Here is a 19,435-nt window from a genome sequence, read left to right on the forward strand (position 1 = left end):
TGGTTCGCCAGACACCCCAGGTTTCACGTGCACTTCACTCCCACCTCGGCATCCTGGCTGAACCAGGTAGAGCGTTGGTTCGCTACCCTCACTGAGAAGTACATCCGTCGCGGCACGCACAGATCAACAAGACAGCTCGAACAAGCAATCCGCCAATACCTCAAACTCAACAACGCTGATCCAAAACCATTCGTCTGGGCCAAGTCTGCCCAAGACATCCTTGCAAGCGTTGAAAGATTTTGTCTGCGAATTTCTAACTCAGGACACTAGGAATCCGGTGTGCGGTGTGAACAGCAAACCTTTTTGTCAGGAGAAAGATCATGCAACTCGCATCCCGTTTCGCTTCCCATTCCCCGGTACTGCGCAGCGATTACCCGCTGTCCGATGACCAGATTCATCGCGTGGCCCCGTCCATCTTCGCGGACGCGCCGCACGAAAGCCGCTCGCAACGGTACGCCTATATCCCCACCGCCGCCGTGTTGACCGAGCTTCGCAAGGAGGGGTTTCAACCCTTCATGGCGACGCAGACCCGCGTGCGCGATGAAGGCAAGCGCGAGCACACCAAACACATGATCCGGCTGCGCCACGCCAGCCAGATCAACGGCGCGGAAGCCAATGAAATCGTGCTGCTGAACTCGCACGACGGCACCAGCAGCTATCAGATGTTGGCGGGCATGTTCCGCTTCGTTTGCAGCAATGGCCTTGTCTGCGGCGACACCGTGGCGGACGTGCGCGTGCCCCATAAAGGCGATGTGGCCGGGCACGTCATCGAAGGCGCTTATCAAGTGTTGAGCGGCTTCGAGCGCGTGAAGGAGAACCGCGAAGCAATGCGGGCCGTCACGCTCGACGATGGCGAGGCCGAAGTTTTCGCCCGTGCCGCACTGGCCCTCAAGTACGACGACCCGAACAAGCCCGCGCCCGTCACCGAGTCGCAAATCCTGATGCCGCGCCGGTTCGACGACCGCCGCCCCGACCTGTGGAGCGTGTTCAACCGCGCACAGGAGAACTTGACCAAGGGCGGATTGCATGGCCGCAGCGCCAACGGACGCCGCCAGCGCACCCGCCCCGTGCAGTGCATTGATTCCGATGTGCGCCTGAACCGCGCCCTGTGGCTGCTGGCCGATGGCCTGCGCCAGTTGAAAGCCTGATTCCCCCACGGCAAGGGCAGGCAGCAGCCCTTGCCGTCTTTCTCGCTGCTGCATCCCTGAACGATAGGAATTATCACCATGAACGCCATGACCCAAACCGAAGCCCGCGCCGTCAATACCACCGCCGCTGTCCAGCTGGAAGCCGCCGACCCGACCAAGAACCTGATTCTGGTTCCGCTGTCGCGGCTGGTGCTGCGCCCCACCGGCCGCAACGTGCGCAAGGCCCCGCGCATGTCCATCCCCGAACTGGCAGCGAGCATCCAGCGCGTGGGCCTGCTGCAAAACCTGATCGTGATTGCCGCCGCCGATGGCGAGCATTACGAAGTGGTGGCCGGTGGCCGTCGCCTCGCCGCGTTGAAGCTGCTGGCGAAGAAGCGCCGCATCAGCAAGGAATGGGAGGTGCCTTGTCTGCTGGTGGCCGATGGCACCGCCCGCACCGCCAGCCTCACCGAGAACGTGCAGCGCGAAGCCATGCACCCGGCAGACCAGTTTGAAGCGTTCGCGGCGCTGGTGGCCGAAGGCCGACCCATCGAGGATATTGCGGCGGATTTTTCCGTCACGACGCTGGTGGTACAGCGCCGCTTGAAGCTGGCGAACGTCTCGCCGCGCCTGATGGCGGACTACCGGGCCGATGCCGTGAGCCTTGACCAGTTGATGGCCCTGGCCATCACAGACGACCACGCCGCGCAGGAAGCCGCGTTCTACGATGCGCCCCAATGGCAGCGCCAACCGTCCGCGCTGCGCGAACGGCTCACCGAAAGGGAAATCGACGCCTACCGGCATCCGCTGGTGCGCTTCGTCGGGCTGGGCACCTATGAGGCAGCAGGCGGTGGCGTGCGCCGCGACCTGTTCGCGGAAGGCGATGCGGGCGTGTATCTGACCGACGCCGCGCTGCTGGAACGGCTGGCGCAAGACCGGCTGGCGGGCATCGCCGCCACGGTCCGCGCCGAAGGGTGGGCATGGGTGGATGCCACGCCGGGCGTGACCCATGCCGACCTGCACGCTTTCCAGCGTGCCCCGAGGGAGCGGCGCGAACCGACCAAGCGCGAAGCGCAGCGCATTGGGAAGCTGCAAGCCAAGCTGCGCGAACTGGCCGAAGCCGTGGATGCCGCACAGAACGCCGAGGACGAGGACAAGGCCGACGCGCTGCAAGAGGAAGGCGAAGCCCTGGGCGAGCAGTTGCAGGCGCTGGAAGATGGCTTGCAGGACTACAGCCCGAACGTGAAGGCCGCAGCCGGTGCCATCGTCACCATCGACCGCGACGGCGAAGCTGTGATTCATCGCGGGCTGATGCGCGAGGCGGAGGCCAAGGCGCTGCGCACGCTGGAAAGGTTGCGGCAGGGTTTCGGCGGCGAGGATACCGGGAACGACGACGAAGGCGAGGACGATGAAGGGCCCAAGGCCGCTATCTCCGATAGGCTGGCGCAGCGGTTGAGCGCCCACCGCACCGCCGCGCTGCAAATCGAAGTCGCCCGGCATCCGCAGGTGGCGCTGGCGGCGCTGGTGCATGGCATGGTGCAAACCATCTTGCAGGGCAGCCACCACGGCCACGACTTTCCGTTGGGCATGAGCCTGAAAGTGCAAGACCGGCTGGAAGGCATGGCCCCGGACTGGCCGGAATCGCCCGCCGCCGTGGCGCTGCGCGAACTGCAACAGGTAGCCGGTGAAGCCTTGCCGGAGGGCAGCGCCGAACTGTTCGCCGCACTGCTGGCGAAGTCGCAAGACGAACTGGTGCGGCTGCTGGCGGTATGCGTGGCCGTCACAGTGGACGTGGTGACGCCCCGCACCACGCCGTACCAGCCCGGCGCGGAACTGGCGCAGGCCGTGGGCCTCGACATGGCCGCATGGTGGCAACCCTCCGCAGAAGGCTACTTCAAGCACGTTCCGAAAGCGGCGGTTCTGCAAGCCGTGGGCGAGTTCGCGCCGGAACACGTTACCCGGCTGGCGAAGTTGAAGAAGGCCGACATTGCCAGCGAAGCCGAGCGGCTGGCCGACGGCACGGGGTGGATGCCTACCATCTTCAAGCGCGAAGGACCGAAGGAGGAAGGCCCGGAGCATGACGCACCGGAGGATGCCGAAGCAATGGCGGATGAACCCACCGAGGTGCTGGCCGCTTGATCCGTGTCGAAGAAAAGCGCCCCGGCCTCGACCGGGGCGCTTCGCTGGAAAGAGAAGCTCCCATGACCCGCACCACCACCAGCCGCCCGCGCATGGCGACGGTCTATGCGCCTGGCACGGTACGCGCCCGCCAGTGGCACGGCGATGGCGACGTGCGCGGCTACCGTCCGCCCTCGGGTTGGACGGCCCGCGCCGACATCACCGACATTCACCCCATCACGGGCCGCGCCTTAGCGCGCGCCGTATGGTGGATCATCGAGACGAAGGAATAACCGCGATCAACACCGCGCCCAGGCCATTCCGTCCTGGGTGCGGTGAAAGCCAAATCCGGGCGCGGCAGTGGCCGCGCCCGGTGTCAAAGGCCAACAACCGATTCAGAACGCCGCCGCCTTCGCAGTGGCTCAGGCGGCGGCGTTGAAATGCGCGAGCGGCCTGCCCACGCAGCGCGCCAGTCAGGTTGCTGGCGTATGGCTGGCGTCCGTCATGTGCTGCAACTGGAGCACCCCCGCAGCATTTGCACAGGCGGGCACTTGACCGATCCGTAGGAGCAGAACACGCAGCAGTCTCCCGCCTTCGGCCGTAGCAACGCCTTGCACTGTTCGCACTCGTAGAAGAACTGGCAGGCATCGGTCGGCATGGTCTCGTGCCGGGCATGGCCGCAGTGCGGGCAGGTCAGCACCGACTCCAGTGTGGGCGTGCCGGTTGTCATTTGCGCAGCGTCGAAGGGTAGCCCGCGTCGGTGGTCGCCTTCATCCGCGAGACAACCGGGCGGCGTCTGCATCGGTTTTCGTGGATCAACGAATGGAAGGAACTGGCCGATGCCAGCGGCACGCCGCTGGGCATCGAACTGATCCTGCCGGACTGGTTCTATGCCGGCGTGCTCGACGCCGCCCTGGTGCTGACCATCGACCCGGCGTACTTCCGGCTGACCGGCGGCATCGAGCGGTGGCTGTACCGGCTCGTCCGCAAGCACGGCGGCAAGCAGGCATACGGCTGGCAGTTCGACTTCCGCTACCTGCACCAGAAATCCGGCAGCACCGCCAAGCCCTACGACTTCGCCTGCGACCTGCGCGCCCTGGTCGCGCGGCAGTCGCTGCCCGGCTACGTCCTGGGCATCGAGCGGATGCCGGACAACGGCATGGAGCTGCTGACGTTCCGGCCAGTGCCGCATACGGCACGGGGATAACTCCGGGAGAGCCTGTGAATGGTGTCGTGCTATCAGGCGTGCGGGGTATCGTGCTATCAGGCGTGGGACTATCGTGCTATCAGGCGTGCCGATCGGCCGCAAACCCGGGCCAGCATTGGGTTTGCGCGCCCTCTAACTTCCCTAACTTAATTTCTCTAACTTTTAGTAGGGCAACGCCGCTGCGGTGGACAACCACCACGCGGCCAGAAACGGCAGGTAATACCAGCCACCAGCCGACAGGTTTTGCAGACCGATCAAAGCAAGGCTTTCCAGCATGGAGGGCCACGCCATGATCGTCGCTCTGCTCAACCAGAAGGGCGGCGTCGGCAAGACCACGCTCGCCACACACATCGCCGGCGAACTGGCAATGCGTGGCCAGCACGTCATCCTGCTGGATGCCGACCCGCAGGGTTCATCGCTCGACTGGGCGCAGCGCAGAAGTCAGCAAGGCTTGCCACGGCTGTTCAGCGCCGTGGGCCTGGCACGCGAAACGCTGCATCAGGAAGCGCCAGAACTCGCCAGTCGGGCCGATCACGTCGTCATCGACGGGCCGCCGCGCATCGCCGCCTTGGCGCGTTCCGCGCTGCTGGCGGCCGAGCGCGTGCTGATCCCGGTGCAGCCCAGCCCCTATGACCTGTGGGCCAGCGCCGAGATGGTGGCGCTGATCCGAGAGGCGCAAGTCTTTCGGCCTGCGCTGCGCGCGGCCTTTGTCATCAATCGGCGCGTCAGCACCACCGTGATCGGGCGCGAGGCACGCCAGGCGCTCGCCGACCAGCCGCTACCTGCGCTGCGCGCGGAAGTGCATCAGCGCATTGTGTTCGCCGACAGCGTGGCCGCTGGCCGACTCGCCCGCGAAACGGCACCTGACAGCGCCGCCGCACGCGAAATCACCGCCCTGGTGGACGAACTGTTGCGGTGGACGCCATGACCGCAAAGCCGCCACCGAACGGCAAACGCTCGGTCAAGCGCGTCGGCATCGGCGCGCGTCCGCCCGCGAATCCGCACGCCGAGGCGTGGATTCGCCAGGGCGATGCCGATGCGCTGAACAAGGGCGACCTCTACACAGCCCGCCTGACCCTCGACATCACGCCCGCGCTGCGGGCGCGTATCAAGGTGTCGGCCTTCACGCAGGGCGTGACCGTGGCCGACTTGCTGCGCGGCCTGCTGGAGCGGGAGTTTCCCCCGGAGAAGATGCCATGAACGCATCCGCTTTACCTGCGGCGCACGCGGCCACGGCTGCGCCGCTGCGCGCGCCTTCGGTACTTGCTGGCCTCGTCGGCAGCGTGCCGCTGACGCGCGTTTCGCTGGCCTACATCGAACCGCAGTTCAAGCTCTACCTGCGCTTCGGCGAACCGGCACGCATGCTGCGGCTCGACCGCTGGCGGCGCTGCGCGGTGTTCCTGCCGGGCGCGATGTTCTGCCGCATTCGCTGGCAGGCCAACGACTACGGAACGATCCGCTGGCAGCTCATGGTGATGCAGGCTGGCACGCCGCTGGACGACGTGCAGCGCATCCCCGGCGTGCGGCCCGGCGCACGCCTGCTGCTGCACGCCGAAGGCGAGAACGCGGTGCGTGCCGTGCTCGAACGCATCGACGGCATCGGCGCGCAGGGCATCGCCGCCATCGACGTTTCGCCCGCGTACTGGCGCACGCTGGGCAACCGTCTGGCGGCCCGTCTGCCGCTGCCCGAATACACCGCCGAGCGGCACGCCGCTTGGCTGACCGGGAGGGCGCTGCCATGACGGTCCATTCCACTGTCGCACGCACGCCCGAAGCCGCGCCGCATCCTCGCTCGCGCCTGCGCGCTCGCATCGTGCTGGCTGGCCTGTCCGCCTGCGGCCTCGCTGCGCTGGCCTGGGCGGCGTTCGTGCAGCCGCTGCCGCGCCTGATCTACAACCCGTCCGACAGCGTGCCGGTCGGCTGGTATCGCGTGAAGCCGCTCGACCATCGGGCCACCTCGCTGCCACGTTCCTTGTCCGTGGGCAGCATCGTCTTGACCCTATTGCCTGCCGACGCTGCCGCGCTCGCTGCGCAGCGCGGCTACCTGCCGGCACACGTTCCGCTGCTCAAACGTGTGGGCGCGGTCGCGCCGCAACACGTCTGCATCGTCGCCGGTCAGGTACGCATCGACGGCGTGCCTACGGCCGCCGCGCTGCCTGCTGATCGGCTGGGCCGGCCGCTGCCATCCTGGCCGCATTGCCGCCCGCTGGCCGAGGGCGAGCTGTTCCTATTGAGCGTGACCAATCCGGCATCGTTCGACAGCCGCTATTTCGGGCCGGTCAGCGCATCCGTCCTGATCGGCGTCGCGCATCCGGTCTGGCTGGAGACACGCTCATGATGGCCGCCGATTCGCTGCACGTCACCGTGCATCTCATCGTGCCATCTGGCATGTCGTTCTGGATGCTGTTGCCATGTCGTCGCGCGTGCAGCGCGAACGCATCCGCGCCGCGCTTCGCGCAACATCCGGCGCAGCCGTCCAATGTGCAGGCGTCTTGCCTCGAACGCGCCCGGCCTGCGGCCATTGGCGCGCTCGCCGGCGCGCTAGCTGCAAGCAGCACAGCGCCGCCGGACCGCCGACACCCGGAGCGACAGCGAAGGGCAAAGGCGGAAGGCAAGACAAAAGGGGGCGACACCTGGCCGCCCGCAAAGCCAGTCTGCACGTGGGGGTGGCGCGGCACGGGGCGGCTTCGCCGCCGTGCCGCGTGGGGCGCGTGGCCCGCACCAATGCAGGCATGTCCGCGTGCTTCGCACGACCGGACACGCCGGGGCTTGCAGGGAGCGCGGCCATGACCGACCGCCGCGACGATGATTTCCGCATCCGCCCCAGCGCCCCGAAGAATCGGGGCCAAGGCTTCGTCTCCAAGGTGCTCAAGCAGACCGGCAAGGCCAGCAGCGGCAAGTCTTCGGTGCGCCGTCCCGGAGGAGCCGGCAAGGGTGCCGGAACCGGCCAGCGGCCCGGCTCGCGCCTGGGGCGCGGCCACACGGCCGCGCGCTTCGCGGGCGCAAAGCTGACGCCCATGTCGCGGCGCGTGACCATCAAGACGCTGCTGGTCAATCAACGCCAGGCCAGCCCGCAGTCGCTCGCCAAGCACCTGCGCTACATCGAGCGCGACGGCGTGGGCCGCGATGGCGAGCCGGGCCGGGCCTACGGGTCGCAGACCGACGAAGCCGACCTCGATGCGTTCAAAGAACGCTGCCAGGACGACCGGCACCATTTCCGCTTCATCCTCTCGCCCGAGGATGGCGCCGAGCTGGAAGACCTGCGCACCTACACCCGGCACCTGATGGGCCGCATGGAAGCCGACCTTGGCACGAGCCTCGATTGGGTGGCCGTCAACCACTGGAATACCGACAACCCACACACGCACATCGTCGTGCGCGGGCGCGACGACACAAGCAAAGACCTCATCATCGCGGGCGACTACATCGCCGATGGCTTCCGCCATCGGGCCGCCGAGCTAGCGACCGAATGGCTGGGGCCGCGCACCGAGCTGGAGATCCAGCAAACCTTGCAGCGCGAGGTAGAACAGGAACGGTGGACGAGTCTCGACCGTACCCTGCAACGCGAGGCTGACGACGATGGCCGCGTGCAGATCGAACGCTTCAACGAACCCCGGCTGCAACGCCAGCGCCTGCTGCTGATCGGTCGCCTGCAGCGCTTGCAGCGCCTGGGCCTGGCCGACGAGATGCAGCCCGGAACCTGGGCCGTCCATGCCGATGCTGAAAAGACCTTACGCGCCCTGGGCGAACGCGGCGACATCATCCGCACCATGCAGCGGGCCATGCGCGGCGAGCCGCGCGAGCTGGCGGTGTTCGAGCCAGGCGACGACGGCCGAACCATCCTCGGCCGCGTGGCCGCGAAGGGGCTGGCCGACGAGCTGCGCGACCGCGGCTATCTGGTGATCGACGGCGTGGACGGCAAGGCCCACTACGTCGCACTCAATGCCCGCGACGAGCTGGCGAACTATCCCACCGGCGCCGTGGTGGAGGTGAAGGGATCGGCCGACGTGCGCGCGGCCGACAAGAACATCGCCGCGCTGGCGGGCGATGGCCTGTACCGCACCGATCATCACTTCGCCATCGCGCAAGGTCAGGCCACGCCCGACCGCGACCCGCACGAAGTCGTGGCGGTCCACGTCCGGCGCCTGGAAGCCCTGCGCCGAGCGGGCATCGTGGAGCGCGTGGCAGAGGGGCTATGGAAGGTGCCGGACGACCTGCCCGAGCGTAGCCGCCAGTACGACGCGCAGCGCCTGGGCGGCGTGGCCGTGGAGCTGAAATCGCACATACCCATCGAGCGGCAGGCCCGCGTGATCGGCGCCACCTGGCTCGACCAGCAACTGATCGGCGGCGGCAAGGGCCTAGGCGACCTGGGCTTTGGCGGCGAGGCCAAGCAGGCGATGCAGCAACGCGCCGACTTCCTGGCCGAACAGGGGCTGGCCGAGCGGCGGGGGCAGCGGGTGATCCTGGCACGCAACCTGCTGGGCACGTTGCGCAACCGGGAACTGGCGCAGGTTGCCCAGGACATTGCCGCCGAAACCGGCCTGGCGCACCGCCCCACGGCAGACGGGCAGCGTGTGGCCGGCATCTACCGGCGCTCGGTCATGCTCGCCAGCGGACGCTACGCCGTACTCGATGACGGCATGGGATTTAGCTTGGTGCCGTGGCGGTCGGTGATTGAACAGCGGCTGGGGCGGCAGATCGCCGCGACGGTGCGCAGCGGTGGGGTTTCATGGGAAATTGGGCGGCGGCCTGGGCTGTCCCGAGGCTAGTCAGGCCGACCCCAACGATCCCATAAAATGGATTCAACGCAGTCCACTGCAATCCCAACTGGGGGGCCATCAACCCCGGGAGTAGAAACGCAGGCGAGCATTGCGTTCGGCAGGCGATTCGTTCTGCAATTCGTTGATCACCTGTGCTCGCGTCTTGCCAGAGCCTGCGTCGGGTGTGGGTGTGCCGATCGGGTAATTACTTTCACCGTAGGAAAGGCGGCCTTGCTGCATGGCAGCCTTGGTTTCCGCAATCACCTGTGCTCGCGTCTTGCCAGAGCCTGCATCGGGTGTGGGCGTGCCGATCGGGTAATTACTTTCACCGTAGGAAAGGCGGCCTTGTTGCATGGCAGCCTTGGTTTCTGCAATCACCTGTGCTCGTGTCTTCTCGCTCTTGAAGTGCTCCGGGTGAACGATGACTCCGGTTTCGTTGTTGGCAGGGTGCTCGTATGCGGCCGAAGCCATCCCCGGAAGGCCCAGGGCGGCCACTGCGGCCGCGGCGGCGATCATGGAGGAGAGGGAGAGGCGTTGTTGGGTCATGGTCAAAGCTCCTGACGAGGTTGGATGAAACTTGCATCTCTAATGCCTTGGGCGGGCGTTGAGGAGATGTGTTCATGGTAGAAACCCCTACCCAACAGAACCCAGACAACCCGATGACATTGTTGTCAGCTTCGGGGCTTGGCAACGCGATGCGGAAACACCAGAGCGAAGCAGGTTCGCCCCCTGGCCCGAGGTCGCCGTGACCTGGCCGGCATGGGCCTCGGCGATGGCCCGCGTGATGGGCACACCCAGCCCGGAGCCGTCGGAATCCGGATGGGCCCTGGAAGCATCGGCGCGGTAGAAGCGGTTGAACAGCCGGGGCAGGGTCTTGGCATCGATGTCGGCGCCGGTGCTTTCCACGGCTATTGGCCTATAGGCGCATTCCGTTGGATGAAGTTCTGCGCTTCCCATTGGCATTGGGTGACCCGGCAAACTGCGAAGGGTACGCGCGCCAAGTGGATCACTTCCAGCGCCAACAGACCGCGCTGGAACCGTTGATCGCGCACCGGGTGGCGACATTCGATGTCATGATGACACTGGTTTCCGTAGGGCTGGCCCTGGGACTGGTAGGCGCTGCGCGCATTGCATCCAGCCGCAGCAGTGAGGCCGGTATGCCGGGCATGGCTTGACAAAATCAACGTCGAGTTTTGACGGTGCCATTTCAAACCCTGAAGTCAACGCAATGTCAAGCAGATGTGCTGCAACCGACTCTAGCCCTTGGCCGAACCGCGATGACTGGCCCAGATGGCGACAGTCTATGCGCCGCTGTACCCCTCAGTGCGCGCCATGCACATGACGTCGCCTAGCTAGCTCCGGCCCCGCCGCAGCCGCGGTGTCGAGGCCACTGAGGATGCCGCATTCGGTGACCGCATGCGGTGCGATGCAGCGCGCGCGCAACGCCTTGAGGTCTGCCTCAAGCGCGCGAAGTTCCCGGATGCGCTGCGCGACGTGGCCGATGTGTTCGTCGAGCAACGTGTTGATGTCGCCACAATCCTGCGCGGGTGATTCCCGCAGCGCGAGCAGCGCGCGGATTTCGTCGAGGGTCATGTCGAGGTTGCGGCACTGCCGGACAAATGCCAGCCGCTCGACATGGACCGGCAAGTACATACGGTAGTTGTTTTCGGCACGCGCCGGAGGCGGCAGCAGACCTTCGCGCTCGTAGAAGCGGATGGTTTCAACGGGCGTTCCCGTGGCTTCGGCCAAGATTCCAATCTTCATCAGCAGCCCCTTTCCGCCTGTCTTCAAGGCAGTATGGGCTTGACTCTACACCGACTACAGGGTTTGCAATATGGGAAAGGTTAAAGGATCGTCCATGAAAAACACTCACACTGACCAAGATTATGCGGACGCTCGCAGCAACGATTGCTGCGGCGCCTGCTCCATCGACACGGCACCTATTTCCCGTGTTCCGACCGCCACGCGCGGCCGCAGTTTTCGTATCGCCACGATGGATTGCGCGGCGGAAGAGTCGGAAATCCGCCGAGCTCTCGACGGAGTTCCAGGTATCCGTGGGCTGCGCTTTCAACTCGGCCAGCGGATGCTGACCGTCGATGCTGACGAACCGTCCATTGCGCCAGCGCTGGAGGCCATTCGCAAGGTGGGGTTTGACCCCCAGCCGGTCGTTGCGGCAGGCGCAGGACAGGTGCATTCGGAGGAAGGCGGCCACGATCACGAAGGCGTCCGAGGCCAATTGCCCAAGCTGGCTGCCGCGCTGATCATGGCCATCGCTGCCGAGTTGATCGGGTATTTCGCACCGGAGACCGCAATCTGGCGCGCCGCTGGCCTCGCCGTGGCGGCGGTAGCGATCTGGCTAGCCGGCTTTGATGTCTACAAGAAGGGACTGACGGCCCTGCGGCATGGTCGCCTGAACATCAATGCGCTGATGACTGTCGCGGTGACAGGCGCGTTTGCGATCGGCCAGTGGCCCGAGGCTGCGATGGTGATGGCGCTGTATGCCATCGCTGAGGCGATCGAGGCGCGGGCAGTCGATCGCGCGCGCAATGCGATCAAGGGCCTGTTGGAGATGGCGCCTGAGCAGGCATCGGTGAGGCAAGTCGATGGCAGTTGGACTACCCTGCCGGTGGCCGAGATCGCCGTCAGTGCAGTGCTGCGCGTGAAACCCGGTGAGCGCGTGCCAATGGATGGTGTGGTGCGCTCCGGTCAGACGAGCATTAACCAGGCCCCTGTCACCGGCGAGAGTATTCCTGTCGACAAGACGGCTGGCGATACCGTCTTTGCAGGCACGATCAACGAGTCGGGCACTTTCGAGTTCGAAGTCACGGCCCTCGCATCGGAATCAACGCTTGCGCGCATCATCCACGCTGTCGAAGTAGCGCAATCGACGCGCGCGCCTACGCAGGGCTTCGTCGACCGGTTCGCGGCTGTCTATACGCCAGCCATCTTCGTGCTCGCGCTGGCGGTCGCGTTGCTCGGACCATGGCTGCTGGACTGGACCTGGATGCAGGCCATCTACAAGGCGCTCGTGCTGCTGGTCATTGCCTGTCCGTGTGCGTTGGTGATCTCGACACCGGTGACTATTGTCAGTGGGCTCGCGGCAGCCGCCCGCCGCGGCATTCTCATCAAAGGAGGTATTTACCTTGAAGAGGCGCGCAAGCTCAAGGCGATTGCGCTGGACAAGACCGGCACGATCACCGAGGGCAAGCCGAGGCTGGTGGACTGGGCCGTCGTCGATTCGCAGACGGAGTCGGCGGACGCGGAACACGTCGCCGTGGTGTTGGCCAGCCATTCCGACCATCCAGTCTCGCGCGCGATCGCGGCCGGACTGAAGCCGAATGGCGTCGAAGCGAAGAATTTCACGGCGCTGGCGGGGCGCGGTGCACAAGCAGAGGTCAGCGGCGTGAGCTATGTGCTCGGCAACCACCGTTTGATCGAAGAGCGCGGACAGTGCTCACCGGCGCTGGAGGAACGGCTGAAGCAGCACGAAGAGGCAGGCCGAACCGTCACGCTGTTGGCCAGTCCGGAGCGGGTCATCGCGTTGTTTGCCGTCGCTGACACCATCAAGCCTTCGTCTCGTGAGGCGGTCGCATCGCTGCAAGCGCTGGGCATCACTCCCGTCATGCTGACAGGCGACAACCAAGCCACGGCCACGGCTGTAGCACACGAAGCCGGCATCGAGCAGGCACGCGGCAATCTACTGCCCGAGGACAAGCTGGAAGCCATCAGGGCCTTGCAGCGAGACCTGGGGCCGACCGCGATGACCGGCGACGGCATCAACGACGCGCCCGCGCTGGCCCAGGCCGACATCGGCGTGGCGATGGGTGCGGCCGGAACCGACACAGCAATGGAAGCAGCCGACGTGGTCGTGATGAACGACGACCTGCGACGCATTGCCGAGACAGTGAAGCTCTCGCGATCGACGCACGCGGTGTTGTGGCAGAACATCACGCTGGCGCTTGGTATCAAGGCCGTCTTCCTCGTGCTTGCCCTTTTTGGCGGAGCAACGATGTGGATGGCCGTCTTCGCCGATATGGGAGCCAGCCTGCTGGTTGTGCTCAACGGGTTGCGGCTTCTGGGTGCGGTGCAGAAGGCTTGAAAGGGTCAGGCACCGTGAGTCCGATGGACGTGACGCCACCGTTTGATTCCGCCACGGTCCGCCCTCCGTGCATGCGAGCGATGGCGGCCACGATGGCCAAGCCCAGTCCGTGATTGCGGGCGGCGTTCGACCGCGCTGCATCCGCCCGGTAGAAGCGGTGGAACAGGTAGGGTAGATGTTCAGTCGGAATGGTGTGACCTTGGTTCACCACCCGTAGGGCCACCTCGTCGTCCAGCCGGTCGATCTGCACCAAGATGGTGCTGCGCTGATGCGCGTGCCGGGTTGCGTTGCCGATCAGGTTGGATAGCGCGCGCTGCAGCAGGCGCACGTCGGCCGTGCATGTGGCATCGCCGTCGATACGGACTTGAAGACCGGCTTCCTCGATGGCCGCCTCGTGCAAGTCCACCACCGCGCCCGCAACATCGGCCAGGCTGTCGACGTGTTCGCGGCGGGCCTCGGCTCCGCGGTCGGCCTGCGACAGGAAGAGCATGTCCTGCACGATCATCGACATGCGCTGGAGGTCTTCGAGATGCGAACCCAGTACATCCCGAAGCGCGTCGGCGTCGCGTGCCTTGCGCAAAGCGATCTCGGTGCCTCCCATCAAGGTTGCTAACGGCGTGAACAGTTCATGGGCAACATCGGCATTGAATGCTTCCAATTGTTCATAGGCCTTGTGCAGACGCTTCAGCAACTCATTGACATGGGCCACCAGCGGAACCAGTTCGTCGGGTTGAGCGGAGCCATCCAGAGGCTGGTGCAGGGTATCGGCCTCCAGTGCTTGGATTTGTGCCGAAAGATCGTGTACTGGACGCAGCCCGATTTGCACCAGCGTGAATCCACCGACGGCAATCACCACTGTCCCAGCAAGCGCCGCCGTGACCAGCGTGCGGGCTAAGCGCTCAAGCACGCGATCGTCCTCGCTGGCGTCCAGGATCAGCACCGCCTGGATGGAGGTGGTGCCGTTCGTGGCCTCGAACCGCATGTCGATCGTGCGGTGATCCATTGGAACGGCTGAACTGGCATAAAGAACACTGCCGTCGGCACCGCTCAGGATCACCATCACGTCCTGCTGGCCGACCATGGCGTCATTGAGCTTGTGCGTAAGCGTGTCGTTGTCCAACTCTCCCGCCTCGGCAATGAGATGGCTCACTTGGAGCTGCTTCTGCCGCAGCGTGTCCATCTGCCGCTCCTTGAAACTCAGTGCGGTGACGGTGTAGACGCCCAAGCAGATCAAGGCGAGTCCGGCCAGCGTAAGAAAGGCGAGCCAGCGGGCAAGCCGCCGTCCTAGTGATCCGGCAGGCCGCAGTCTCACGGCTGACGATCTTCGAGCATGTAGCCCATGCCACGGACTGTGTGCAGCAGCGGACGCTCGAAGGGCAGGTCGAGCTTGTTCCGCAGCCGACGCACAGCAACATCGATCACGTTCGTGCCGTAGTCGAAGTTCACGTCCCACACCTGCTCGGCGATCTCTGTGCGCGACAGTACCTCACCCTTGCGGCGCAAGAGTAGCGTCAGCAGTTGGAACTCCTTTGCCGACAGGTCGATGCGCTGGCCGGCCCGAGTAGCGCGCCGCCGCGCCAGGTCCACCTGCAAGTCCCCCAGGCACAGCACCAGCGCATCGGGTGCGGGCGCAGTGCCAGCAACGCGGCGCAGCAGCACCTCGATGCGTGCCACCAGTTCGGAAAAGGCGAACGGCTTAACGAGGTAGTCGTCCGCTCCCGTCTTCAGTCCGCGCACGCGATCCTCGATACGATGACGGGCCGTCAACATGATCACCGGCGTCTGCTTGCTCTGCCGCAGTGCAGCCAGCAAGCCGAAGCCATCGATGCCCGGCAGCATGGTGTCGAGAACGATCAGGTCGTAGTGGCCGTCAGAGGCCATGTGGAGGCCATCGATGCCGTTGGCAGCCACATCGATCACATAGCCTTCTTCAGAGAGTCCCTTGCGAAGATAGTCCGCGAGCTTGGCTTCGTCTTCCACGATCAGCAGCTTCATGCGCAGCGTTCCTGCTGCGGTCTCTCGCAACCTGTCCAAATTGTCATCTGCACGTTTTACTCCCGTTCGGTGCCGGTTCTTACATTGTGCTCATGCCTTCGGGCATATCGATTTTCTGCAAATCACACTGGAAAGGACCATGCAATGAAACTGACCCATCTTGTCGCCATGAAAGCCATTATCCTGGCCACGGCACTGCCCATGGCGGCCCAGGCCGATTCGCTCTGGCACCCCGCGTCCAATGAGCAGGGCTTCACGTATCACCCCGATCATTTCAAGAGTACCAAGACCCGTGCCCAGGTGCTGGCCGAGGTCGAGGCAGCCCGCAAGGACGGTACGCTCACGCTGATGCAACGTGGACTGCCGGTGCCCATCAAGAGTTCCGCAGCACCGAAGACGCGCCAACAGGTTGTCGATGAGATGCGCAGCGAATCACCAGAAGCGCGGCGTGCGCGGCTCGAAATGTATTCCGGCGGTTGACACTGCTGCCAATACCCTGCGCTGCCGTGCCCCTCGTGTCGCTTCGTTGCGTCAAGCGACCACAGCTATTCGAATATAGAAGCGGTCCTTATTTCATTCTGGATGAACCCGCGAGGAGGCACGCTACGCGCAGAGGACTCTGAAACAAACCCAAGCAGCGAGGAATGGCGGATTGAAGCCTGTAGCTGCTACACTGTTACCCCTATGCGCAAATGGCTGGCTATCGTCTTGCTGGTGTTCTTGCCGCTCCAATTCAGTTGGGCGGCTGTGGCCAGTTATTGCCAGCATGAAACCGGGGCTGCGGCCAAGCACTTCGGCCACCATGCGCACCAGCACAAGGCGGCCGACGGCAAGGACGCCAGCCCTGATCCGGCCAAGACCCTGGGCGGCGATCCTGATTGCCCGTCCTGTCATGCCGGGTGCTTCTCGGTCTTGTCAGGGGATGTCAAGCTGGCGTCGTCGATCAGCCCGTCCCTGGATACGGCGTACCACCCGGAGAGCCTTGCCGCGCCTCCACCCGAACGTTTAGAGCGCCCTCGGTGGCGTGCCCTCGCCTGATCGGCGGGGAGCGCGTTCCTTTCTCTTCGTCCTCACCCCTGCCGTCGCGCATGGCGCGCTACGGTATCCAGCCGGCTTCGTGCGGCTGATGTGACGACGTTGCTGGCGATCATCTGGATCGCCCCCCGCCGATTCCCTTGTGTATTTCAAATCACTGGAGAATCGGATGCTGAAGGATATTCACAATTACAACGCGAGGGCGGTTGCGGCAGGCTTGCTCCTTGCGCTCATGACGGGGACGGCTTTCGCTCAGTTATTGCCGACGGCACCAGCTCTTGGGCAGAGCGCCAACGGCGTAGAGCAGATTGAAGCAGCAACGCCCCTGACCCTGCAAAAGGCCGTCGCGCTGGCTTTGGAGGCGAATCTTGACCTGACTGTCGCCCAACGGGAGATCGAGGCCGTGGAGGGCCAGGTAATTCAGGGACGAGTACGTCCTAATCCCGAGCTGGCGTACTCGCTCGAAGACCAACGCACGCCAACCCGCACGCAAAGCGTCCAGATCAATCTGCCCATCGAGCTGGGGGGCAAGCGCGCTGCCCGCATTGCCGCGGCAGAGCGAGGGCGTGACGTCGCAGTTGAAGAACTGAACACGCGGCGCGTCGAAATTCGCGCCGCTGTGGTTGCCGCCTTCTTTGAGGCGCTGGCCGCCCAGGATCGCACGGCCTTAGCCCAGGACAGCGTTGACCTGGCCAGGCAAGCGACGGATGCCGTTGCCAAGCGCGTGACGGCGGGCAAGGTGTCCCCGGTCGAAGAAACCAAGGCTCGGGTGGCCGAAGCCGGCGTGCGGGTTGAACTGGCACAGGCGCAGAGCGAACAACGCAGTGCCCGCGCGCGGCTGGCTAGTTTGCTCGGGGCCAACCCGCCGCGTTTCACCCAGGTAGCGGGCAGCGTGGATGATCTTCCCAACGTCCCTTCGCTGGATGACATCCAGCAGCGCCTGTCGGCCTCTTCGGCACTGCGCCGGGCGCAGTTGGAGATCGAACGTCGCCGGTCGCTGGCCGACGTGGAGCGCAGCAAGCAGACGCCCGATGTCACGGTCAGCCTGGGCGTGAAGCGTCCGAACGAGTTAGCGCGCAATCAGTTAATGCTCGGCATTTCCGTGCCGCTGCCTTTGTTCGACCGCAATCAGGGCAATCTGCTGGAAGCGTTGAAGCGTGAAGACAAGGCGAGGGATGAACTTCAGGCGTTGAATCTGCGCCTCAGCACAGAGGTGTTGCAAGCCCGCGAGCGGCTGGCGTCGGTTCGCGGCGAGATCGACGTATTGCAGCGAGAGGTGCTGCCAGGGGCCAAGAGCGCCTATGACGCGGCCACCGTGGGCTTTGGTTACGGCAAGTTCAACTTTCTGGAAGTGCTGGACGCGCAACGCACCTACTTTGCCGCCAAGTCCCAATACCTCAAGGCGCTCGCCGATGCGCACCGCGCGGCGGCGGACATGGATCGCGTGATCGGCGCATCCGAATCCACGACCACCCTGCCTGCAAACAAGGAATGAACATGAAACCCGAAACGAACAAACTGAACGTCAGCAAGAAGCAGTGGTTTGCCATCGCCGTGATCGCCGCAGTGGGCATAGGACTGGGCAGCGCCATTCTCGGCGGCAAGACGGATAAGAGCGCTGAGGGTGAGGGTCACGGCAGCCACGTGGAAGCCAAGGCCCACAGTGATGGTGAGCATCATGGCAAGACGGGCGCAGACTCCCACGAGGACGACAAAGGCCATGCGGACGGCGAGCACCACGAGGGGTCAAGCAAGGGGCCGCATGGCGGCAAGCTGTTCAAAGAAGGGGACTTCGGATTGGAAGCCTTACTCGCTGAGGACGGCGGCGAACCACGCCTGCGAATCTGGCTCTACGAAAGGGAAAAGGCGCTAGCCAGCAGCGCCGCCAAGGTTAGCGCTACCGTTACACGCCTGACTGGGGAAAAGCAGGCGCTCAACTTCACTCCCGACAAGGACAGCCTGTTGAGTCGAGAGATTGTCCCGGAACCTCATGCGTTCGAGATCAGCATCGTGGCTCAGACGGCCAACGCGCCTTTCACGTTCAGCTTCAGCCAGGAGGAAGGAAAAGTCGAACTCAGCGATGCGCAAATCAAGGCTGCATCCATCGGCATTGACACCGCAGGGGCTGCAAGCATCAAGTCTGCCCTGCAATTGCCGGGTGAGATTAGGCTGAATGAAGACCGCACCTCGCACGTTGTTCCGCGCATTGCGGGTGTTGTCGAAAGTGTGCAGGCCAGTTTGGGGCAAACGGTCAAGAAGGGGCAGGTGCTCGCCGTTATCGCCAGCCCTGCCGCATCCGAGCAGCGCAGCGAGTTGCAGACGGCGCAAAAGCGGCTGGCCTTGGCCCAGACAACTTTTGAACGCGAGAAGCGGCTGTGGGAACAGAAGATTTCCGCCGAGCAGGACTACCTGCAAGCCGGCCAGGCGCTGAACGAGGCGCAGGTCGCCGTAGCCAACGCGCAGCAGAAGCTGTCGGCCGTGGGCTTGGCCCCAGGTTCCTCGGGCGGGCTGAACCGCTTCGAGCTGCGTGCGCCCTTCGATGGCATGGTGATTGAAAAGCACCTCAGCCTGGGCGAGGCCGTCAAGGAAGACGCCGCCGTGTTCACGGTGTCCGACCTGGGCCAGGTCTGGGCAGAGATCAACGTGCCCGCCAAGGATTTGCCGCTGGTCAGAGTGGGTGAAAAGGTCAGCATCAAAGCCACGGCATTCGATGCCAGCGCGCAAGGGACCATCACTTTCGTGGGTGCGCTGATCGGCGAACAAACCCGCATGGCCAAGGCTCGTGTGGTCTTGGCCAATCCCCAGGGCGCGTGGCGTCCCGGCCTGTTCGTCAATGTGGAAGTGATTGCGTCCGAAACCGCCGTGACAGTCAGCGTGGCTAGCGACGCTATTCAGAGCGTGGGGGACAAGCCGGTCGTTTTCGTCAAGGTGAAGGACGGCTTTGTGGCCCAGCCTGTGCAGTTGGGCCGCAGCGATGGCAAGCGGGTCGAGGTACTGCAAGGTCTTCAAGCAGGTGCGGCATATGCGGCCGCAGGCAGTTTCGTCGTGAAGTCTGAACTCGGCAAAGCCTCTGCCGAGCACACCCATTGATGCC

17 protein-coding genes and 5 pseudogenes are annotated in these 19,435 nt (G+C 64.7%); 16 read left to right on the forward strand and 6 right to left on the reverse strand.

All coding sequences use genetic code 11. The features are described 5' to 3' along the window. The 4 genes and pseudogenes from BV908_RS18660 to BV908_RS18675 all read left to right on the forward strand — a co-directional run. A pseudogene (locus BV908_RS18660) lies at positions 1-270 on the forward strand (IS630 family transposase); the annotation flags it as partial. 50 nt (positions 271-320) lie between these two features. Then, complete coding sequence (locus BV908_RS18665) at positions 321-1,148, forward strand: DUF932 domain-containing protein (RefSeq protein ID WP_103738902.1); 828 nt, start codon at positions 321-323, stop codon at positions 1,146-1,148. Between the two features lie 78 nt (positions 1,149-1,226). Next, the gene (locus tag BV908_RS18670; protein ID WP_103738903.1) at positions 1,227-3,266 is read left to right on the forward strand and encodes a ParB/RepB/Spo0J family partition protein; all 2,040 of its coding nucleotides are present in this window, start codon (positions 1,227-1,229) and stop codon (positions 3,264-3,266) included. A gap of 62 nt (positions 3,267-3,328) precedes the next feature. Then, complete coding sequence (locus BV908_RS18675) at positions 3,329-3,538, forward strand: hypothetical protein (RefSeq protein ID WP_094098081.1); 210 nt, start codon at positions 3,329-3,331, stop codon at positions 3,536-3,538. Between the two features lie 209 nt (positions 3,539-3,747). Here BV908_RS18675 and BV908_RS22855 read toward each other — a convergent pair whose 3' ends face one another. Further along, the gene (locus BV908_RS22855; protein WP_080773470.1) at positions 3,748-3,975 is read right to left on the reverse strand and encodes a GDCCVxC domain-containing (seleno)protein; all 228 of its coding nucleotides are present in this window, start codon (positions 3,973-3,975) and stop codon (positions 3,748-3,750) included. A gap of 42 nt (positions 3,976-4,017) precedes the next feature. Here BV908_RS22855 and BV908_RS18685 point away from each other — a divergent pair. From BV908_RS18685 to BV908_RS18720, 6 genes and pseudogenes are all read left to right on the forward strand, one after another. Beyond that, positions 4,018-4,452 (forward strand): annotated as a pseudogene (locus BV908_RS18685) (replication initiator protein A); the annotation flags it as partial. 289 nt (positions 4,453-4,741) lie between these two features. Further along, entirely contained in the window at positions 4,742-5,380 is a 639-nt protein-coding gene (gene parA / locus BV908_RS18695) for a ParA family partition ATPase (protein ID WP_103738913.1), read from the forward strand. After that, on the forward strand, positions 5,377-5,652 hold the full coding sequence (locus BV908_RS18700; RefSeq protein WP_103738904.1) for a chromosome partitioning protein ParB: 276 nt from the start codon (positions 5,377-5,379) through the stop codon (positions 5,650-5,652). The genes parA and BV908_RS18700 overlap by 4 nt, the downstream gene beginning before the upstream one ends. Further along, positions 5,649-6,194 (forward strand): DUF2840 domain-containing protein, encoded by a 546-nt coding sequence (locus BV908_RS18705; protein ID WP_041111055.1) that lies wholly within the window; start codon positions 5,649-5,651, stop codon positions 6,192-6,194. The genes BV908_RS18700 and BV908_RS18705 overlap by 4 nt, the downstream gene beginning before the upstream one ends. Continuing rightward, positions 6,191-6,790: a S26 family signal peptidase gene (locus BV908_RS18710; RefSeq protein WP_041111053.1), complete on the forward strand. Its 600-nt coding sequence runs from the start codon at positions 6,191-6,193 to the stop codon at positions 6,788-6,790. The genes BV908_RS18705 and BV908_RS18710 overlap by 4 nt, the downstream gene beginning before the upstream one ends. Positions 6,791-7,238: 448 nt before the next feature. Further along, positions 7,239-9,221 (forward strand): relaxase/mobilization nuclease and DUF3363 domain-containing protein, encoded by a 1,983-nt coding sequence (locus BV908_RS18720; protein WP_103738905.1) that lies wholly within the window; start codon positions 7,239-7,241, stop codon positions 9,219-9,221. Positions 9,222-9,455: 234 nt separating this feature from the next. Here BV908_RS18720 and BV908_RS22860 read toward each other — a convergent pair. Next, positions 9,456-9,758, reverse strand: a pseudogene (locus BV908_RS22860) (DUF4148 domain-containing protein); the annotation flags it as partial. A 125-nt stretch (positions 9,759-9,883) separates the two neighbouring features. Further along, a pseudogene (locus BV908_RS18730) lies at positions 9,884-10,136 on the reverse strand (ATP-binding protein); the annotation flags it as partial. On the opposite strand from BV908_RS18730, the pseudogene BV908_RS18735 reads away from it, so the two are divergent. Next, a pseudogene (locus BV908_RS18735) lies at positions 10,121-10,354 on the forward strand (LysR family transcriptional regulator); the annotation flags it as partial. The pseudogenes BV908_RS18730 and BV908_RS18735 overlap by 16 nt on opposite strands. A 178-nt stretch (positions 10,355-10,532) precedes the next feature. On the opposite strand, the gene cadR reads toward BV908_RS18735, so the two are convergent. Further along, positions 10,533-10,976: a Cd(II)/Pb(II)-responsive transcriptional regulator gene (gene cadR, locus BV908_RS18740; RefSeq protein ID WP_019372870.1), complete on the reverse strand. Its 444-nt coding sequence runs from the start codon at positions 10,974-10,976 to the stop codon at positions 10,533-10,535. Positions 10,977-11,205: 229 nt separating this feature from the next. Here cadR and BV908_RS18745 point away from each other — a divergent pair, with 229 nt between their 5' ends. Beyond that, positions 11,206-13,311 carry a heavy metal translocating P-type ATPase gene (locus tag BV908_RS18745; protein ID WP_088887061.1) on the forward strand — a complete coding sequence of 702 codons (2,106 nt, stop codon included), beginning with the start codon at positions 11,206-11,208 and terminating at the stop codon, positions 13,309-13,311. Here BV908_RS18745 and BV908_RS18750 read toward each other — a convergent pair. Together BV908_RS18750 and BV908_RS18755 are read right to left on the reverse strand one after the other, a co-directional pair. Further along, a complete protein-coding gene (locus BV908_RS18750) occupies positions 13,271-14,623 on the reverse strand; it encodes a heavy metal sensor histidine kinase (protein ID WP_040435565.1) in 1,353 nt (450 codons plus the stop codon). The two genes, BV908_RS18745 and BV908_RS18750, sit on opposite strands and share 41 nt — an antisense overlap. Continuing rightward, entirely contained in the window at positions 14,620-15,306 is a 687-nt protein-coding gene (locus BV908_RS18755) for a heavy metal response regulator transcription factor (RefSeq protein ID WP_103738906.1), read from the reverse strand. Before BV908_RS18755 ends, BV908_RS18750 begins: the two co-directional genes overlap by 4 nt. 144 nt (positions 15,307-15,450) lie before the next feature. Between BV908_RS18755 and BV908_RS18760 the strand changes: the two genes are divergently transcribed. From BV908_RS18760 to BV908_RS18775, 4 genes are all read left to right on the forward strand, one after another. Beyond that, positions 15,451-15,786 carry a DUF4148 domain-containing protein gene (locus BV908_RS18760; protein ID WP_059401157.1) on the forward strand — a complete coding sequence of 112 codons (336 nt, stop codon included), beginning with the start codon at positions 15,451-15,453 and terminating at the stop codon, positions 15,784-15,786. 204 nt (positions 15,787-15,990) lie between these two features. Continuing rightward, the gene (locus tag BV908_RS18765; protein ID WP_059401156.1) at positions 15,991-16,344 is read left to right on the forward strand and encodes a hypothetical protein; all 354 of its coding nucleotides are present in this window, start codon (positions 15,991-15,993) and stop codon (positions 16,342-16,344) included. A gap of 166 nt (positions 16,345-16,510) precedes the next feature. Next, a complete protein-coding gene (locus BV908_RS18770) occupies positions 16,511-17,836 on the forward strand; it encodes a TolC family protein (protein WP_038212374.1) in 1,326 nt (441 codons plus the stop codon). Between the two features lie 2 nt (positions 17,837-17,838). Beyond that, on the forward strand, positions 17,839-19,431 hold the full coding sequence (locus tag BV908_RS18775; protein WP_038212377.1) for an efflux RND transporter periplasmic adaptor subunit: 1,593 nt from the start codon (positions 17,839-17,841) through the stop codon (positions 19,429-19,431). The last annotated feature ends 4 nt before the right edge of the window (positions 19,432-19,435 follow it).

Source organism: Diaphorobacter sp. LR2014-1 (assembly GCF_002916785.1).
GTDB lineage: Bacteria > Pseudomonadota > Gammaproteobacteria > Burkholderiales > Burkholderiaceae_C > Diaphorobacter > Diaphorobacter nitroreducens.

What these genes read in the sequence shown, in the direction of transcription:
- BV908_RS18700 (WP_103738904.1), top strand. Translation starts at nt 5,377, where the DNA reads ATGACCGCAAAGCCGCCACCGAACGGCAAACGCTCGGTCAAGCGCGTC.
- BV908_RS18755 (WP_103738906.1), bottom strand. Translation starts at nt 15,306, where the DNA reads ATGAAGCTGCTGATCGTGGAAGACGAAGCCAAGCTCGCGGACTATCTT.
- cadR (WP_019372870.1), bottom strand. Translation starts at nt 10,976, where the DNA reads ATGAAGATTGGAATCTTGGCCGAAGCCACGGGAACGCCCGTTGAAACC.
- BV908_RS18665 (WP_103738902.1), top strand. Translation starts at nt 321, where the DNA reads ATGCAACTCGCATCCCGTTTCGCTTCCCATTCCCCGGTACTGCGCAGC.
- BV908_RS18675 (WP_094098081.1), top strand. Translation starts at nt 3,329, where the DNA reads ATGACCCGCACCACCACCAGCCGCCCGCGCATGGCGACGGTCTATGCG.
- BV908_RS18745 (WP_088887061.1), top strand. Translation starts at nt 11,206, where the DNA reads ATGGATTGCGCGGCGGAAGAGTCGGAAATCCGCCGAGCTCTCGACGGA.
- BV908_RS18720 (WP_103738905.1), top strand. Translation starts at nt 7,239, where the DNA reads ATGACCGACCGCCGCGACGATGATTTCCGCATCCGCCCCAGCGCCCCG.
- BV908_RS18775 (WP_038212377.1), top strand. Translation starts at nt 17,839, where the DNA reads ATGAAACCCGAAACGAACAAACTGAACGTCAGCAAGAAGCAGTGGTTT.
- BV908_RS18710 (WP_041111053.1), top strand. Translation starts at nt 6,191, where the DNA reads ATGACGGTCCATTCCACTGTCGCACGCACGCCCGAAGCCGCGCCGCAT.
- BV908_RS18705 (WP_041111055.1), top strand. Translation starts at nt 5,649, where the DNA reads ATGAACGCATCCGCTTTACCTGCGGCGCACGCGGCCACGGCTGCGCCG.
- parA (WP_103738913.1), top strand. Translation starts at nt 4,742, where the DNA reads ATGATCGTCGCTCTGCTCAACCAGAAGGGCGGCGTCGGCAAGACCACG.
- BV908_RS22855 (WP_080773470.1), bottom strand. Translation starts at nt 3,975, where the DNA reads ATGACAACCGGCACGCCCACACTGGAGTCGGTGCTGACCTGCCCGCAC.
- BV908_RS18760 (WP_059401157.1), top strand. Translation starts at nt 15,451, where the DNA reads ATGAAACTGACCCATCTTGTCGCCATGAAAGCCATTATCCTGGCCACG.
- BV908_RS18670 (WP_103738903.1), top strand. Translation starts at nt 1,227, where the DNA reads ATGAACGCCATGACCCAAACCGAAGCCCGCGCCGTCAATACCACCGCC.
- BV908_RS18770 (WP_038212374.1), top strand. Translation starts at nt 16,511, where the DNA reads ATGCTGAAGGATATTCACAATTACAACGCGAGGGCGGTTGCGGCAGGC.
- BV908_RS18765 (WP_059401156.1), top strand. Translation starts at nt 15,991, where the DNA reads ATGCGCAAATGGCTGGCTATCGTCTTGCTGGTGTTCTTGCCGCTCCAA.